Raw genomic sequence first — 14,819 nt, forward strand, 5'->3', positions numbered from 1 at the left:
GACCTCCAACCCTCACTCACCAGTCTGGCATCGAGCAGCCCACCGGGCCGGGGCCCAGGGTCGGGCACACTCCGGGCCGACTCACCGCCGGAGCGAGCGTCCGCCCGGACAGCCGCAGTCCCTGGGGGGTGCCACCGGTCCGCCCCGCCGCCTGGCCGGCCATCTGATCATGGTGAGTGACAGCTCCAGCACCCCGTGCTCGCAGCACCCTGCATTCGCCCCGGGACGTACGTGCGCGATCATGTCGCGATGGACACTCGTTTCCTCGGCATTGCCGAGCTGGTCGAAGCCCCGCCCGTGGCGGTCGTGGTCGACGTCATGCGTGCTTTCACGGTGGCTGCCTGGCTCTTTGCCCGGGGCGCGGAGAAGATCGTTCTGGCCGCGTCGCTCGATGAAGCCCTGGCCCTCAAGGCTGCCCACCCGGATTGGGTTGCGCTGAAGGACGGTCCGCACGCGCCCGGCTTCGACCTGGTCAACTCGCCGGGCCTGCTGCGGTCGGTCGACCTTCGCGGACGGACCGTTGTGCAGAAGACCACCGCCGGGACGGTCGGCGCGCTCGCAGTCAAGGAGTCGTCGATGGTGCTGTGCGCCGGGTTCGTGGTGGCGGAGGCAACCGCCCGGCTCTTGCGGGCGCACGGGTGTGACAGCGTCACGTTCGTGGTCACCGGCGAGGACGGCCGGGCCGAGGAGGACCTGGCGTGCGCCCAGTACATCGCTCGCCGGGCGGGCGGGGCGGACGCAGACGCAGACGCAGCCGAGTTCCTCCGTCGCGCCCGCGCATCACGCGCCGCGGCCGAACTGGCGGAAGGGGTGCGCGAGGGGGCCCATCCGGATGACGTCGCACTCTGCCTGGAGCTCGACCGGTTCCCCTTTGCCGTCGTGGCGACGTTGGAGGACTCGCTCATGGTTCTGCGTCCGTCCGCCGGGCCTACGGGGTGAGGCCGGTGCAGGTGTTTCCTTCGGCCAGGCTCGGGTTCGGGTTCGGGTTCGGGTTCGGGTTCGGGCTCGGGCTCGGGCTCGGGTGAGGGCTCGGGCTCGAGTTCGGGTTCGGGCTCGGGCTCGGGTGAGGTCGGAGGTTGTCCCCCACCATCTGACTGCCCGGCCACGTCGTCGACGGCATGGGGTGGCTCACGGCCGTCTCGGCCGGCGCCGCGGCCGGGTCAGCCCGGCTTGAGCGCCAGCGTCGCGACGTAGGTCGACATGTACGAGGCGGATGCGTTGGATCCGTCCGGTGCTTCTGCGAAGCCGGTGATCACGAACCCTGCGGCGAGTTGGCCGCCGATCTGGTCGGCAAGGGTGTGGCTGTACTCCAGAGCGGCATCCGCGCCGAACTTGGTGGCGCGTTCCTCGGCGGAGTACTGCGCGACATCGCTGTAGGGCAGCTTGTGCACGACGACCAGCTCGCCGCGCTCGTCGAGGGCCTCGTGGTCGAACAAGTACACGTCGGGGTTGAGGAAGCCCGCGAGCAGGGTTCCGCCCGGTCGCAGGACGCGGAAGCACTCACGCCAGACCGGTGCCACGTCGGGCACGAAGAGGTTCGAGACCGGGTGGAACACCACGTCGAATGCGGCGTCGCCGAAGGCGCCGAGGTCGCGCATGTCACCCAGGACGGTGCGCAGCTCAAGTCCGTCGCGCGCCGCCACCGTCCGGTCCTGGCCGAGCTGGCGGGGCGAGTTGTCGAACACGGTGACCCGCGCCCCTGCGGCGGCGAGGATCGGACCCTGCTGGCCACCGCCGGAGGCCAGGCACAACACGTCCTTGCCGGTCAGGTCCGCCGGCAGCCAGGAGCGGTCGACCGGCTCACGCCCGATGAGGACGATCGACCAGTCGCCCCTGCGGGCGCGCTCGACCTCCTCGGCACTCACCGGCGTCGACCACTCGTTGCCCTCCTGGACGTACTTGTCCCAGGCTGCCCGGTTGTAGGCAGCGGGGTCGACGACAGGGTCCTGCACGTTCCACTCCCTGCTACTGACGGGCGGACATCAGCCGCGCGGACGGTTCGGTGCCGCCAGCCAACACGATCACCGGCGCAGGCTCAACGGGATTGGCGGGGTCGAGGCGCGCCCACGGGCTCCGCGAGCCGCGGGAAGGCCCGCGTCGGCGGTCCGGTCAGAACATGCCGTTCGGGTTCCGCGCCTCGTCCGGGATCTGCTGCATGACGTCCCAGTGTTCGGCGATCCGGCCGTCCTCCAGGCGGAAGATGTCGACGATCGCCGTGCCGGGGCCGCCGGGCACCCGGACGCCGTGGACGTGGGCGATCACGTGGTCGCCCTCGGCGAAGATCCGCTTCACCTCGGCGCGCAGGTGCGGGAAGTCCGCCCGGAGGGTCTCGACGAACTCCCGGAAGCCCTCCAGGCCGTCGGCGATCCGGGGATTGTGCTGGACGTAGCCGTGGCTGAGCAGCTTCGACGCCGCGGCGTGGTCCTTGTCGTTGATCGCGGCCCGGTAGAAGGCCAGGACGGTCTGCTTGTTCGCTTCGAGTCGTGCGGTCGACATGGCTCCCCCTGATGAACTCCGTGGGCGACGCCGAGGTGACGACGCCAGAGCCGAGTGCAACCCCGTCACCGGCTGCGCTGTTCGCCCCGGTCTACGCACGGGCCGGGCTCTGCCTCGGCGTCCTGATCCGCCACACCGCCGCCTCCGTGGTGGCCATGTTCCTGGTGCTCTTCCTCGCGCCCAGCTTCTTCACCGACACCTACCGCTGGTCGGCGGACATCTCACACGCCATGCCGTTCACCGCTTGGCGCCACTTGTCCGAGGTCGACCTGCCCCACCAGCTCGTCCCGCCGTACCCAGCCACCGTCGCGGAGCCTGGCTCACGTTCGTGCTCTGGTCACCCGCAGCGGTGGCGATCTCCATCACTGTCAGTCGACGATGAACAGCCGGGCGCCGTGACGGGTGCTGGAGCGGTGCGCGCGGACGCCGTCCCCGACCTGGTAGCTGGTCCCGGCCTCCAGCGTGACACTCTCCCCGCCGGCCAGTTCGGTCGTGAGCGTCCCCTCGAGGACCAGGAGGACATGACCCCGGTCGCACCAGTGGTCAGCAAGGTAGCCGGGACTGTAGTCGACCATCCGGACCCGCAGGGCCCCGAACTCGCGGGTGCGCCACGTCGCGGTGCCGCTCTCCCCCGGGTGCACGGTTGCCTCGACCGTCGACCAGTCGGTCGTCCCGAAAGGAATGTCGACCATGTCCATCAGCTGCTCCTCCCCCGACCGGCGCCTGCCGCCGATCCCCGAAACGGTCCACGCCTGACTTGCCCGAACCCTACTGCCTGAAGATCCACCAGTGCCGAGCCATCGGCTCCGCCCCGCTGCCCGCAACGGTGCTGACGGTGTGAGGCCGATTGAGTGGCACCAGCATCAGGCCGCGGCAGTGGACGTCCGGCCCCGCCATCCCCATTCATGGGCTGCGGGCGCCTGCGACCAACCGCCTCACTCACCCGGGCAAGCCCTGACCCCACCGGCCCTGCCGGTGATCCAGCCGACCGCACCCACCGGGAAGCGAACGGAGCCCTGGGCGCCGCCGGCCAGTCGCCGACAGCAGGCCAAGGTCAGCGATGGGGGTGTTCACGCTCGGGCAGGCCAGGTCTGCCGCTTCCTCGTGTCCGCGAACCCTGCGGGCAGCAGGTCGGTACGGAGGAGGAGCGCGCTCCTCGCCCGGCGGACGATTCACCGGGGAGGGTCGCGAAGCAGCGGCGGGACGACGTCCAGTGTCCGTAGCGCCCGCCGAGCAGCGGCGCGGACCTCCCTGCGCGAATGCGAGAGGAAGGCGACCACCGCATCGCTGTCCGTCCGATCGCCGATCTCGGCCAGGCCGACGATCGCGCCGGGTGAGGGCCTGGGCTCCCGGGCGGCGGCGCGGTAGTGCTCGAGCACATCTCCACCGGTGCGGCGGATGGCTTCGTGAGAGACCGCACGCACTGTCTGCGACGGATCGCCGAAGAAACCGGCGACTTCCTCCGCCTGTCCGGCTCGCAGCAGTCCGGTGAGAGCAACGGCGCGGACCTCGGGACAGTGGCCAGCGGCAAGCCGACGGACCAGGTCGAGCCGGTCGGTCCACACGGCCTCCCGGACGGCAGCCTCCGCCGCGAGCCCGCGCACCTGCTGGTCGCTGTCGGTCTCGGCGAGGGCGGCAAGTCGTTCGACGGGGAACCGACGGGCCAGGAGTGCGGCCTCCATGGCGAAGCGTCGAAGCCGACGGTCCGGTGAGCCGAGGAGCCGGTCGAAGCAGGTCGTCCCCGGCAACGCGAGCAGTGCGGCGAGGACCTGCTGGTGGGCAACCTCTCCGCGCTTGCGTCCGTTCGTCAGGACCACGACCCGCGCGACGGCCTCGACCAGGTCCTCCGGAGACTCCAACAGCACCACCGCCAGCACCGCGCGGGCGAGGTTCCGAACCGGGGGCGCCCAGTCGGTGGTGCGCAGCACGAGGTACGGAAGCAGTTCAAGCGGCGGCGGGCTCTGGCGCAGCAGGTTCAGGAGCGGGCGGACCGTCTGTGCGCGTACCCGCCCGTCGGGGTGGAGGGAGGCGATGGCGACGACGAGCGGGCCGGTGGTCGGCAGTGGGGGGATCGTGGCAGGCCGCGCGATCCTCCCCGGGCCCCCGACCCGGTGCACGTACCCGGATCGGACAGCCGCATCCCGGCGCAGCACGGCCAGGGGTTGCTCGCCGAGCAGGTGCAGTGCCGCGCCGACGTCGCCAAGGTGTCCGGCGGCCTCGAGGTCGCGCGCCGCAGCGATGAGGTCGCTCCAGTCTCGGGTCTCGTACGATCTGGTGCCCGCGCGCACCAGCGCCTCCTGGAAGCGGATCAGAGGTGCGCTTCGGACGGCGGATGCGTTCTGCGGTTCGGGGGTGTCGGACACACGGCCATCGTGCCCGCGGATCGGCCACCGCAGCCAGCGAATATCCCCGCGCTGCGGAGTTGAAACTCCATGCCGGTTCAAGGGAGTTCATCAGTCGCCCGAGTGGCGGCGGGTGACCAGGGTGACCACCTGTCAGCGCTCCTGCCGCCCGTCGCGGCCCGCAGAAGCGATCCGTGCCACCGACTGCCGGGCGGGGACTCCACCGTCGGAGCAGAGCCGATCACCGGCTGCCTGACGCCCGGTGGTCACGGCGGCCCGCTGCACAACCCGGTGGGGTGACGGGGGCGTCGGGATCGTCCGTACGATCCGAGCGATCGTGTCATCCGTTCCGGCGGGCCGGCACGTCCGGGGAGCATGACCGACAGGACGATCCGGGGGTGCCGTTTGGGCTCGAGAGCGTTCGAAGCGGACGGCGACGCGTTCGACGGTTTCGTCGCCGCCCGCTATGCAGCCGTTCTCCGGGCCGCCTGCCTGATCGCGGCCGACCCGCACGACGCCATGGACCTGCTGCACGACTCGCTCGCCCAGGTGTACGCCCGCCGGCACGCGATCCGGGATCCGGGAGCGACCGAGGGCTACGGCCGCCGCACGATGAGGGGCACTCACGTCTCCCGCTGGCGCCGGGTCAGGCGGGAGGTCCCGACCGGGGTCCTGCCCGACTGGTCGACGGAGCAGTCGCAACGGGATCCAGTGGTCGAAGCGGCGCTGCGGGCGTTGCCGCCCCGCCAGCGGGCAGCGGTGGTGCTGCGGTACTACCTTGACCTGTCGACCGCCCGGGTGACACACGAGCTGGGCTGCTCGCAGGCGACCGCCAAGACCCACCTGGCCCGCGCCCTGAAGACGCTGCGCGTCGAACTGGCGCACGGACGCGAGGACGAGGTCGACCATGACGCCTGACGAGGAGGACGAGGAGGACGACGATTTCGAAGACGACCTGACGGCCCGTCTGCACGCGGCCGCGGGCGGCTACGGCCCGGTGGAGCCACCGCTGGCCGAACTGCGGCGGCTCGGCAGCCGGCGCGCGCTACCCCGCCGGGCGGCCCGAGTGACCGGCGCGGTGGTCGCGCTCGCGGCTGTGCTGGGCACGGCGGTGACGGTAAATCAGTTCGGACTGCCCCGCCTGGCCGCACGGCCGGCTGCCTGGGACCCGGCGCACTGCACCAGCGCCCCGCCAGCTCGTCCGGCGGCACCCGGCTCGGTGGCCGGCTCGCCACTGCCGGTGCCAGGACCCTATGTCGACGGGTCCGCCGAGGTGGCCGAGCGGATCGGCGAGAGCAGTTACCAGGACTTCTACAGCGGCGTGTGCATGGACCCGCCAGGCCACACGCTCTACCTCTACCGGGTGCGCGGCAGCGACTTCGACGAGGTGGTGCGCGCCCAGGCCGCCCCGGAGTGGTGCTGCGGTTCGTCGACGCGAAGTACTCGAACCAGCAGCTGATGCAGTGGAAGGAGCGGGTCACTGACGGCATCCCGTACTGGCGCGGCCGAGGCGTGTGGATCAGTTCGACCGCTGCCGCGGTGGACGGCAGCGGCGTCGGGATCGGAGTCCCCGACCTGGACGCGGTCCGCGGGGACCTCGATGCCCGCTACCGGCCGATGACGCTCCACCTCGTTCGGCTCGACTCGCGGGGTTCGTCGATCTGACGAGGCATCCGCAATCCACCTGCGGCCTACGACTTCGCGGCGGGAAACGAGCCCCGGGGCGAGGTTCCGCAGCCTGTGCACGAGAGTCTGTGCACGAGCGTCGATGTCGCGTCCGCCCAGGCGCACCGGCGTGCGATCACTGACGCCAACCTGGTGCCGTCGAGGGAGGAGTTGCGGTCGACGAGTGTGGCCGGGCCGCCGGCCGGGGAGAGTGGGGGCCTCCAGCCGGAGCATCAACCCGGACGCCCCAGAGCCCGCGGGCGGCGAGCGGCGGCAGGACGCCCTCCCCCACCTGGTACGCCTCCTCGATGCCCAAGCGGTGGTACTCCTCGATCCGGTCGGCGACGAGTCGCCGAAGTAGACTCCGGCAGCGGGTCCGGGAGCCGGGCCATCGCCGCCCTCCGCAGCCCGTCGCACCGTCGTCCGCCGCACTGCCGTCCGTCGCACCGTCGTCCGCCGCTCCGCCAGCCGGCCCTGTCACCGCCCGCTCTTCCGTACGCCGCCAGGGAGTCGCCATGTCCACCGCCCCGAGCCACCCGCACCCGGCCGACGGCGGCACCGGCACCTCCTGCCCGGAGAACGGCGCCGCCCCCGTGACCGAGGCCGGCAGTGGCTTCCACCCGCACCTGCTCGACGCCGACCACCCGCACCCGGCCACCGCGCCGCTGCGCGCCCGGCTGCACCACATCCGCGCCGACGCCCTGGACAGCGATACCGCGCAGACCGGCGGCATGCGCCGGTTCGCCGCGATCAGCGGCCGGACGGTCGGCTCGGCCAAGCTCTGGATGGGCCAGACCCACGTCGCCCCCTCCACCGCCTCCTCCGACCACCATCACGGCGAATCCGAGACCGCCATCCACGTGGTCAGCGGCCACCCGGAGTTCGTCTTCGTGGACGACTCCAGCGGTGAGCCGGTCGAGGTGCGGCTGCGCACCGGCCCCGGCGACTACATCTTCGTCCCGCCGTTCGTGCCGCACCGCGAGGAGAATCCCGACCCCGTCGAGGAGGCCGTGGTGGTGATCGCCCGCAGCACCCAGGAGGCCGTGGTGGTCAACCTGCCGAGCCTGTACGCCCTCCCGGCCGAGCCGCAGGGCTGACGCCGCCCGAAGGTCGGCTCCGGGCCGAGCCCGGCGTCGAAGTCGACCCGGTCGAACTCCGGGCCGCTCGCGATGGGGTGCAGGTGGGACGGGTCGGCGGAGCGAACCGACGCGGTCCGGTCGGCGAGCCGACGCCGTTGCCCTCGGCCGGCCTCGGCAGTCACGCGAACTGTCCGGCCCGACATACGCGCCCGGGCTCCAGCCGCGGCGTTGTGCACGGGTTGTCCGTGCGGGTCGGAGCGCAACGCGTCGCACTCGCGAACGCAGGCACGCGCGATGACCGCGGGGCATCCGCACGCAAAGGCGGCCGGTTCCCGCCACGGCCACCGGCCACCGGTTGCCTGTCCGCTTGGCGAACCTAGTAGTCCTAGGTTATACCTAGGACCACTAGGATCCATGGGAGGACCGATGGCACGGGCCGGGCTGACGGCGGAGCGGGTGACGGTCGCGGGCGCCGAGCTGGCGGACGAGGTCGGACTGGAGCAGGTGACCATGTCCCAACTGGCGCGGCGGCTCGGCGTGAAGGACGCGAGCCTCTACACGCACGTGCGCGGCCTGGAGGACCTGCGCGGACGGATCGCGCTGCTGGCGGCGGACGAGAAGACCCTGCGCATCGCGGAGGCGACCGCCGGTCGGGCGGGCAAGGACGCGCTGGTCGCCTTCGCCAACGCCTGGCGGGAGTACGCCCACCAGCACCCGGGCCGCTACACGGCCACGCAGATCCCGATCCGGATCGACCCACAACTGGCGGCGAACGCACCGGGACCCCGGCGCGCGGTCGAGCTGACCTACGGCATGCTGCGCGGCTACGGGCTGACCGAGCCGGACCTGACCGACGCCGTACGGCTGTTGCGCAGCACGTTCCACGGCTTCGTCGCCCTGGAGGCCGCGGGCGGGTTCGCGCACCAGCGCCCGGCGCAGGACTCCTGGCTCCGCGCCCTCGACGCCCTGCACGTCCTCCTGGAGCACTGGCCCCCGTCCCGAGAAGGAGACGCTCGATGACCCACCCGACCGTTGGCAGCCTGCGCGTGAACGGTGCGACCCTGCACTACGAAGTGCGCGGCCGGGGCCCGCTCCTCCTGCTGATTCCCGGCGGGACGGGTGGCGCGGCCTCCTTCGACGGGATCGCCGACGATCTGGCCGCCGACCACACGGTTGCCACCTACGATCCGCGCGGCATGTCCCGGAGCACGCTGGACGACCCCGAGGCCGAACAGCGGGTGGCCGAACACGCCGAGGACGCCCTCCGGATACTCGACCTGCTGTCGCCGGGCGAGCCCGCCCGGGTGTTCGGCTCCAGCTCCGGCGCGATCGTCGCCCTGCATCTGCTCACCACCCACCCCGAACGCGTCGAACGCGTCGTGGCGCACGAGCCGCCGGTGGTCGAGGTCCTGCCCGATGCCGCCGAGCACCGCGCGCTCCTCGCCCGCGTGCAGGCCACGTTCCACTCGCAGGGCCTGGCACCGGCGATGGCGGTGTTCGCCGCCGGCCTGACGAAGGACGGCAAGGGCGCCGAGCCGAAGGCCGAGATCGAGATCGAGCTTCCGCCGCAGGCAGCGGCCCGGGCCGAGCAGACGATGGCCGACCTGCCGTACTTCGTCGGGCGCATCGTGCCGAGCTTCATGTCCTACGTCCCGGACGTCCGCCGGCTGGCGACGTTGTCGGACCGGCTCGTGCTCGCCGGCGGCCAGGACTCGCGCGGAGAGCTGCCCTACCGTCCGGCCGCCCAGCTGACCGAACGCCTCGGCACGGACCTCCTGCACTTTCCCGGCGGGCACGTCGGACTGACCACGCACTCCGCCGAGTTCGGCGCGCTCCTGCGGAAGGCCTTCGACGGCGCCCCCGCGCGATAGGCACCGTCGCGCGACAGGCAGCACCGCGCGGCAGGCACCCCAGCGCGACAGGCACCGCCGTCCTGCGCGGCCCACCGCCCCCCGCCCCCGACGGGCCGGGCATCATTCCACCGGCTTCTCCCACACCGACACGTGCTGCCGGCTCGCCTCGGTGAACGGCTCGCGGGCCCAGCCGCCCCATCGCTCGCGCAGGCGCAGGCCGGCGAGTTGGGCCATCAGGTCGAGCTCGGCGGGCCAGACGTAGCGGAACGGGATCGAGCGGGACTCGGCGCGGCCGTCGGCGGCGAGGTTGATGTAGTGGCAGGTGGCGTCCTGGGTCACCGTGTCGTAGACGGTGTAGGCGTAGGTCGTCGGGCCGGTGGCGAACGGGACGATGTTCTGGCCGAGCGGGATCTTCCGCAGCTCGGGGACCATCACCTCGATCACGAAGCAGCCGCCGGGGGCCAGATGGGCGGCCGCGTTGCGGAAGCAGGCCACCTGCCGCTCCTGGGTGGGCAGGTTCATGATGGTGTTGAACACCAGGACGGCCAGCGAGAACGGTCCGCCGTCCGCCCTGGCGGTCGCGAAGTCGCCGATGGTGACACCGATCGCCTCGCCGCCGGGCTTGGCCCGCAGCTCGGCCACCATCGCCCGCGAGAGCTCGATCCCGTGCACCGGCACACCACGCTCGGCGAGCGGGAGGGCGATCCGGCCGGTGCCGATCCCGAACTCCACGGCCCCTGCTCCCCCGGCGAGTTCGGGGCGCTCGGCCAGGTCCGCGAGGAAGTCCACCGTGCGGGCGACCACCTCCGGCCGGAACTCGCTGTCCGTGGAGGCGTCGTACCGCTTCGCCACCTGCTCGCCGAAGTACCCGTCGTCATCGATCACCGGAGGACCGTACCTGAGGGGCCGTCAGCACGCCGACGAATATGTCAGGCCACCGATCGGATCCGGCGCACCAGCACGCCTGCCAGCAGGGTGAGCACCGCGGTGAGGGCGTACAGTCCGGCGTAGCCGCCCGCGTAGGCGATGACGGGGGCCGCCAGCGCCGGAGCCAGCACCTGCGGGCCGGAGTTGGCGATGTTGATCACGCCCAGGTCCTTCGCCCGGTCGGCGGCGGCCGGGAGCACCTGGGTGACCAGGGCCTGGTCCACCGCCAGGTAGACGCCGTATCCGGCGCCGAGCACGACGGCGGCCAGCACCGTGGCGGGCCAGGTGTGCACCCCGGCCAGCACGACGGCGGCGGCCGCCATCACCAGGCACGAGAGCAGCACCAGACCCTTGCGCCGACCGCTGCGGTCGGAGACCAGTCCGGCCGGGATCGCCGTCAGCAGCGCGGCCAGCGTGTACACGGCGGTGAGGATCAGCACGCCCTGGTCCGGCGAGCGGTAGTGCACCGCGTCCGTCAGGTAGTACAGCAGGTACAGCGTGCCGATGGCGTTCCCCAGATTGATCAGGAACCGGGTCACCCAGGCCCAGCCGAAGTCGGGGTGGCGGCGCGGGCTGACCCAGTAGCCCTTGAGCACCGCGCGCAGGCTGAACACGGCCCGGGTCCGCAGCACCGGCTCCCGGAAGCCGAGCACGAACGGCAGCCCCAGCGCCACCGTCGCGCCCGCCGTCAGCGCGTACCCCGACAGCACTCCGGTCACCACGGTGGTCACCAGCACGGCGCCCACCACCAGCCCGAGCGACTGGCTGATCCCGGTCCAGCCGGAGACCACCGCCCGCTGCGCCACCGGCACTTGGTCGGCCACCGGGGCGGTGGTCCCGGCCAGCATCACGTTCAGCCCGAGCTGCGCCACCGCCCACCCCACGGCGATGCCGACCGCGGTGTGCTGAACGGAGGTCAGCAGCAGCCCGAGCGCACCGAGCACCGAGCCGGCCAGGATCCACGGCCGGCGGCGGCCGAACCGGCCGGTGGTCCGGTCGGACAGCGCGCCCGCCAGCGGGTTGGCCAGCATCGCGATCAGCGCACCGACACCGGTGACCCAGGAGAGCAGCACCGCCTTGTGCGCGGCGTCGATCCGCTCCAGTTGGAGCGGCAGCAGGATCTGGATCGGGGTGAAGAAGCCGAGGAACACGCCCAGGTTCGCCAGACTGAGTGTGGCGGTCCAGGCCGGGCGCACCGGTCTGCACGGTTCGGCGAGCGCGTCCGGGAGTTCGGTCCGGTCCACCACGGCTCTCCCACCCTTGATCCGAAAACACGAGGGACACTCATGTTAGTGATCCGGGGCGGAACCGCCAGAGGTGGCGCAGAAGTTCCTCGGCCCTGGGAGTCGTTCAGCTGCTCCTCACCGCAGCGCGGCCGCGTGCGGCACCACCACGCCGTACAGGTCCGCGATCGTGGCCAGCGCGCCCTGGTGCAGCTGCTCGGCCGAGACCGCTCCGCCGGGCGCGGGCAGCGCCCGGGTGGCGCAGGCGTCCGCCACGACAGTGGGTCGGTTGCCGCGCAGGAAGGCGCCGGCGGCCGTGAACGCCACGCACATGTGGGTCATGAAGCCGGCCAGCACCAGGTCGGTGCGGCCTGCCGCATCCACCAGGTCGCCCAACTCCGTCCCCACGAAGGCGTCCGGCACCTGCTTCACCACCACCCGCTCGCCCTCGATCGGGGCCACGCTCGGGTGGATCGCCCCGATCTCCGCCCGGATGTCGTACGGGGTGCCCGGGCCGCCGTCGTTGACCACGTGGATCACCGGGGTGCCCAGCTCGCGCGCCCTGGCCAGCAGGCGGCGGCCGACTCCAGTGCAGCCGACCAGCCGTCCAGCTCCATCACCCCACCCACATAGGTGTTCTGAAAGTCGATCATGATCAGCGCGGCGTCGGCCAGCGCCGCCGGCGCCGGATCCAGACCGGTCAGGTCGCGCAGCGTGGTCGTGGACGCAACAGCGGCCGCACTCGTGGTCATGGCAGTACCCACCTTCTCGGGATCCGCGGCCCGTTCCTCCCGGGCCGCCTGCCGAAAACGCTAGGTCCGGGGCTCCAATGTCGGCAATGTCGTCTAACCTGCAGAAACCGACATTGGTACGAGGAGGGGGTCCGGCAGTGGAACGGCTCGTGGTGATCGTCCTGTTCGCGGGCGTCGACCTGCTGGACGTGACCGGACCGCCCGAGGTCTTCTCGCTGGTCCAGCGCGAACTGCCCTCCCCCACCGGCTACCGTGTGGTGCTGGCCGCCGAGACCCTGGGCCCCGTCACCACCGCCGCCGGGGTCCGGGTGCTGCCCGACCTCACCTTCGCCGAGGCGCGCGCCCGGCGGATCGACACCCTCCTCGTGCCCGGCGCGGTCGAGGTCGACGGGGACCGGCGGGTGCGGGCGCTCACCGATCCGGCCCTGGTCGAGCAGGTGCGTCTGCTCGCCGGGCGGGCCGCGCGGGTCGCCTCGGTCTGCGTCGGGGCGCACCTGCTCGCGGCCGCCGGACTGCTGGACGGCCGCCGGGCCACCACCCACTGGTCCACCGCGCACCAACTGGCCGCCGAGTTCCCGGCGGTGCGGGTCGACGCCGACCCGATCTTCATCCGCGACGGCGACGTGTGGACCGGCGCCGGGATCAGCGCCTGCCTGGACCTCTCGCTCGCCCTGGTCGCCGAGGACTTCGGCGAGGCGGTGGCACTGCGGGTCGCCCGGCAGCTCGTCATGTACCTCAAACGACCCAGCGGACAGAGCCAGTTCAGCGTGCCGCTGGAGCAGGTCGCCACCACCCGGCGGATCGAGGAGCTGCGGCACCACATCCTGGCGAACCTGGCCGCGCCGCTCACGGTGGCCGAGCTCGCCGCGCACGCGCACGTCGGGGAGCGGCAGTTGACCCGGATCTTCAAGACCGAGCTGGGCACCACGCCGAGTGCCTACGTCGAGTCGGTCCGGGTCGAACGGGCCCGCCAGCAGCTGGAGTCGGGCGACGGCACGCTGGAACGCGTGGCGGGAGCCTGCGGATTCGGCAGCGTGGACACCCTCGTCCGGGCGTTCCGCCGGCGGCTCGGGACCACCCCGACCGAGTACCGGGCGCGCTTTCGCACCACCGGGCCGGTCGGGGCAGCCCCAGCGAGGTCAGGCGTGCAGCCAGCTGAGCGTGTAACTCCCGCCGCTGAGAGCTGAGTTCTTCGTCAGCAGCGTGTTGCCGCGCTCGATGCTGGTGGCGTTCGCGGTGCCGGCGGCGGCGAACGGGCTGCCGTTGGCGGTCAGGTTGGTGAAGACGACCGGGTCGAACTTGGCGACCGCGGGGATGTTGCTGCCGAGGTCCTCGACGATCGCCTCGGCGGAGGAGAGCTGGTCGCTGCCGGTCTTCTTGTAGGTCTTGGTCCACCCCTGGGTGGTGTCGGCCTCGGTGAGGGTGAAGGTGGTGCCGCTGACCGAGACCGAGGCGGTGATGTGGTCGCCGGCCTTCACGGTCTCGGTGAAGTAGATCGAGTTCGCCGGGTACATCTCGACCCACGGGTAGTAACCGGGCGTGCCGTTGGTGCAGTCCTGGTCGAAGCCGATCTGCTCGACGGTGCTGGAGCTCCAGCCGTCGATGCCGATCCACGGCGAGACGGCGCTGTTCCGGGCGGTGCTGCAGTCCAGCGCCGGTACGTTCCAACTACCGCTGACGGAGGTGAACTTCTGGCCCGTAATGGCGTAGCCGCCCCAGATCTGGTTCGCGTGCGGGACGTGGTCGAAGTGCGGGAACGCCGGGGCTGCGGGGGCGGTGGCGGCCGCGGCGGGGACGGCGGCGGCGAGCGCGAGGGCGAGGGCGAGGGCGACCAGCGCCGGGGCCGGGCCGGCCGGCGCGGTGGAGCGGAGTCGACGGAGCGTCATGGGGGTTTCCTCCAGCGGATCTCGACGTGCAGGGCGAGGGGCGTGCGGAGGTGCGAGGGCATGCGGAGCTGCGGGGCGCGCGCGGCGCCGGGGCGTGCCGAGGTGCGCGGTTCGGGAACGTGGGGGTGCGCGTCCCGAAAGGCTAGGCACCGGCTCGCGGTCCCACAAGAGTGCGAGCGCCCCGGAGGCAGCCTGCTCGAATCTGCAAAATATGAACGCCAATCAAACACTTGACGTCATTTTGGCTCTCTGCTGTCATGTCAGGCACAGCTCAGCGCATGCGTTCGCCTGCCCGACGGCGGGTCGTCACTGGCCAGCCAGCGAGGAGTTGTTCGGACAAGTTTTCCTGATCGGCAGCCCGACCCCTCCCCCATGGAAGGTCCGCCCATGCCCGAGTTCGACCGCCGCAACTTCCTCCGGCTCTCCGGCGCCGCCCTGGCCTTCTCGACCCTGTCGCAGAGCATCGCGCGGGCCGCCGCCATCGCCCCCCAGGGCACCACGGGGACCGTCCAGGACGTCCAGCACATCGTCGTGCTGATGCAGGAGAACCGGTCCTTCGACCACTACTTCGGCACCATGAAGGGTGTGCGCGGCTT

The 14,819-nt window shown here is 72.0% G+C and carries 16 protein-coding genes and 1 pseudogene; 9 read left to right on the plus strand and 8 right to left on the minus strand.

The genetic code is table 11. The annotated features are described in order from the left end of the window. Positions 1–249 precede the first annotated feature (249 nt). Positions 250–939 carry a 2-phosphosulfolactate phosphatase gene (locus ACFW1A_RS10510; RefSeq protein WP_380407211.1) on the plus strand — a complete coding sequence of 230 codons (690 nt, stop codon included), beginning with the start codon at positions 250–252 and terminating at the stop codon, positions 937–939. Between the two features lie 221 nt (positions 940–1,160). Here the strand turns inward: ACFW1A_RS10510 and ACFW1A_RS10515 are convergent, their stop codons facing one another. The 4 genes from ACFW1A_RS10515 to ACFW1A_RS10530 form a co-directional block, all read right to left on the minus strand. Then, positions 1,161–1,952, minus strand: coding sequence for a class I SAM-dependent methyltransferase (locus ACFW1A_RS10515; RefSeq protein ID WP_380407213.1), 792 nt, complete (start codon positions 1,950–1,952; stop codon positions 1,161–1,163). A 157-nt stretch (positions 1,953–2,109) separates the two neighbouring features. Next, positions 2,110–2,496 (minus strand): ester cyclase, encoded by a 387-nt coding sequence (locus ACFW1A_RS10520; protein ID WP_380407215.1) that lies wholly within the window; start codon positions 2,494–2,496, stop codon positions 2,110–2,112. 368 nt (positions 2,497–2,864) lie between these two features. Next, positions 2,865–3,194 (minus strand): DHCW motif cupin fold protein, encoded by a 330-nt coding sequence (locus tag ACFW1A_RS10525; RefSeq protein ID WP_380407217.1) that lies wholly within the window; start codon positions 3,192–3,194, stop codon positions 2,865–2,867. A 474-nt stretch (positions 3,195–3,668) separates the two neighbouring features. Beyond that, positions 3,669–4,859: a hypothetical protein gene (locus ACFW1A_RS10530; RefSeq protein WP_380407219.1), complete on the minus strand. Its 1,191-nt coding sequence runs from the start codon at positions 4,857–4,859 to the stop codon at positions 3,669–3,671. 384 nt (positions 4,860–5,243) lie between these two features. Here ACFW1A_RS10530 and ACFW1A_RS10535 point away from each other — a divergent pair, with 384 nt between their 5' ends. The 6 genes from ACFW1A_RS10535 to ACFW1A_RS10560 all read left to right on the plus strand — a co-directional run bounded on the left by ACFW1A_RS10535 (position 5,244) and on the right by ACFW1A_RS10560 (position 9,453). Beyond that, positions 5,244–5,756, plus strand: a complete 513-nt coding sequence (locus ACFW1A_RS10535; protein WP_380407221.1) for a SigE family RNA polymerase sigma factor — start codon at positions 5,244–5,246, stop codon at positions 5,754–5,756. Next, the gene (locus tag ACFW1A_RS10540) at positions 5,746–6,297 is read left to right on the plus strand and encodes a hypothetical protein (protein ID WP_380407223.1); all 552 of its coding nucleotides are present in this window, start codon (positions 5,746–5,748) and stop codon (positions 6,295–6,297) included. Before ACFW1A_RS10535 ends, ACFW1A_RS10540 begins: the two co-directional genes overlap by 11 nt. Further along, positions 6,255–6,503: a hypothetical protein gene (locus tag ACFW1A_RS10545; protein ID WP_380407224.1), complete on the plus strand. Its 249-nt coding sequence runs from the start codon at positions 6,255–6,257 to the stop codon at positions 6,501–6,503. Before ACFW1A_RS10540 ends, ACFW1A_RS10545 begins: the two co-directional genes overlap by 43 nt. Before the next feature lie 515 nt (positions 6,504–7,018). Next, on the plus strand, positions 7,019–7,600 hold the full coding sequence (locus tag ACFW1A_RS10550; protein ID WP_380407226.1) for a cupin domain-containing protein: 582 nt from the start codon (positions 7,019–7,021) through the stop codon (positions 7,598–7,600). A gap of 408 nt (positions 7,601–8,008) precedes the next feature. Next, positions 8,009–8,602: a TetR/AcrR family transcriptional regulator gene (locus ACFW1A_RS10555; protein WP_380407228.1), complete on the plus strand. Its 594-nt coding sequence runs from the start codon at positions 8,009–8,011 to the stop codon at positions 8,600–8,602. Beyond that, positions 8,599–9,453, plus strand: coding sequence for an alpha/beta fold hydrolase (locus ACFW1A_RS10560; RefSeq protein ID WP_380407230.1), 855 nt, complete (start codon positions 8,599–8,601; stop codon positions 9,451–9,453). Before ACFW1A_RS10555 ends, ACFW1A_RS10560 begins: the two co-directional genes overlap by 4 nt. 102 nt (positions 9,454–9,555) lie before the next feature. Here the strand turns inward: ACFW1A_RS10560 and ACFW1A_RS10565 are convergent, their stop codons facing one another. The 3 genes and pseudogenes from ACFW1A_RS10565 to ACFW1A_RS10575 all read right to left on the minus strand — a co-directional run bounded on the left by ACFW1A_RS10565 (position 9,556) and on the right by ACFW1A_RS10575 (position 12,337). Continuing rightward, on the minus strand, positions 9,556–10,320 hold the full coding sequence (locus ACFW1A_RS10565) for a class I SAM-dependent DNA methyltransferase (RefSeq protein WP_380407232.1): 765 nt from the start codon (positions 10,318–10,320) through the stop codon (positions 9,556–9,558). A gap of 44 nt (positions 10,321–10,364) precedes the next feature. Next, on the minus strand, positions 10,365–11,609 hold the full coding sequence (locus ACFW1A_RS10570; protein WP_380407234.1) for an MFS transporter: 1,245 nt from the start codon (positions 11,607–11,609) through the stop codon (positions 10,365–10,367). Between the two features lie 114 nt (positions 11,610–11,723). Next, a pseudogene (locus ACFW1A_RS10575) lies at positions 11,724–12,337 on the minus strand (cysteine hydrolase family protein). Between the two features lie 86 nt (positions 12,338–12,423). On the opposite strand from ACFW1A_RS10575, the gene ACFW1A_RS10580 reads away from it, so the two are divergent. Then, entirely contained in the window at positions 12,424–13,524 is a 1,101-nt protein-coding gene (locus ACFW1A_RS10580; protein WP_380407236.1) for a GlxA family transcriptional regulator, read from the plus strand. On the opposite strand, the gene ACFW1A_RS10585 is transcribed toward ACFW1A_RS10580, so the two are convergent. Then, positions 13,477–14,223 (minus strand): G1 family glutamic endopeptidase, encoded by a 747-nt coding sequence (locus ACFW1A_RS10585; protein ID WP_380407238.1) that lies wholly within the window; start codon positions 14,221–14,223, stop codon positions 13,477–13,479. The two genes, ACFW1A_RS10580 and ACFW1A_RS10585, sit on opposite strands and share 48 nt — an antisense overlap. A gap of 387 nt (positions 14,224–14,610) precedes the next feature. Between ACFW1A_RS10585 and ACFW1A_RS10590 the strand changes: the two genes are divergently transcribed. After that, a partial coding sequence (locus ACFW1A_RS10590; RefSeq protein ID WP_380407240.1) for an alkaline phosphatase family protein occupies positions 14,611–14,819 on the plus strand: 209 nt, incomplete at its 3' end.

The organism is Kitasatospora sp. NPDC058965 (assembly GCF_042741245.1).
GTDB lineage: Bacteria > Actinomycetota > Actinomycetes > Streptomycetales > Streptomycetaceae > Kitasatospora.

Coding starts and splice junctions, on each gene's coding strand:
- ACFW1A_RS10585 (WP_380407238.1), bottom strand. CDS start 14,223: ATGACGCTCCGTCGACTCCGCTCCACCGCGCCGGCCGGCCCGGCCCCG.
- ACFW1A_RS10550 (WP_380407226.1), top strand. CDS start 7,019: ATGTCCACCGCCCCGAGCCACCCGCACCCGGCCGACGGCGGCACCGGC.
- ACFW1A_RS10540 (WP_380407223.1), top strand. CDS start 5,746: ATGACGCCTGACGAGGAGGACGAGGAGGACGACGATTTCGAAGACGAC.
- ACFW1A_RS10525 (WP_380407217.1), bottom strand. CDS start 3,194: ATGGACATGGTCGACATTCCTTTCGGGACGACCGACTGGTCGACGGTC.
- ACFW1A_RS10555 (WP_380407228.1), top strand. CDS start 8,009: ATGGCACGGGCCGGGCTGACGGCGGAGCGGGTGACGGTCGCGGGCGCC.
- ACFW1A_RS10560 (WP_380407230.1), top strand. CDS start 8,599: ATGACCCACCCGACCGTTGGCAGCCTGCGCGTGAACGGTGCGACCCTG.
- ACFW1A_RS10510 (WP_380407211.1), top strand. CDS start 250: ATGGACACTCGTTTCCTCGGCATTGCCGAGCTGGTCGAAGCCCCGCCC.
- ACFW1A_RS10580 (WP_380407236.1), top strand. CDS start 12,424: ATGTCGTCTAACCTGCAGAAACCGACATTGGTACGAGGAGGGGGTCCG.
- ACFW1A_RS10520 (WP_380407215.1), bottom strand. CDS start 2,496: ATGTCGACCGCACGACTCGAAGCGAACAAGCAGACCGTCCTGGCCTTC.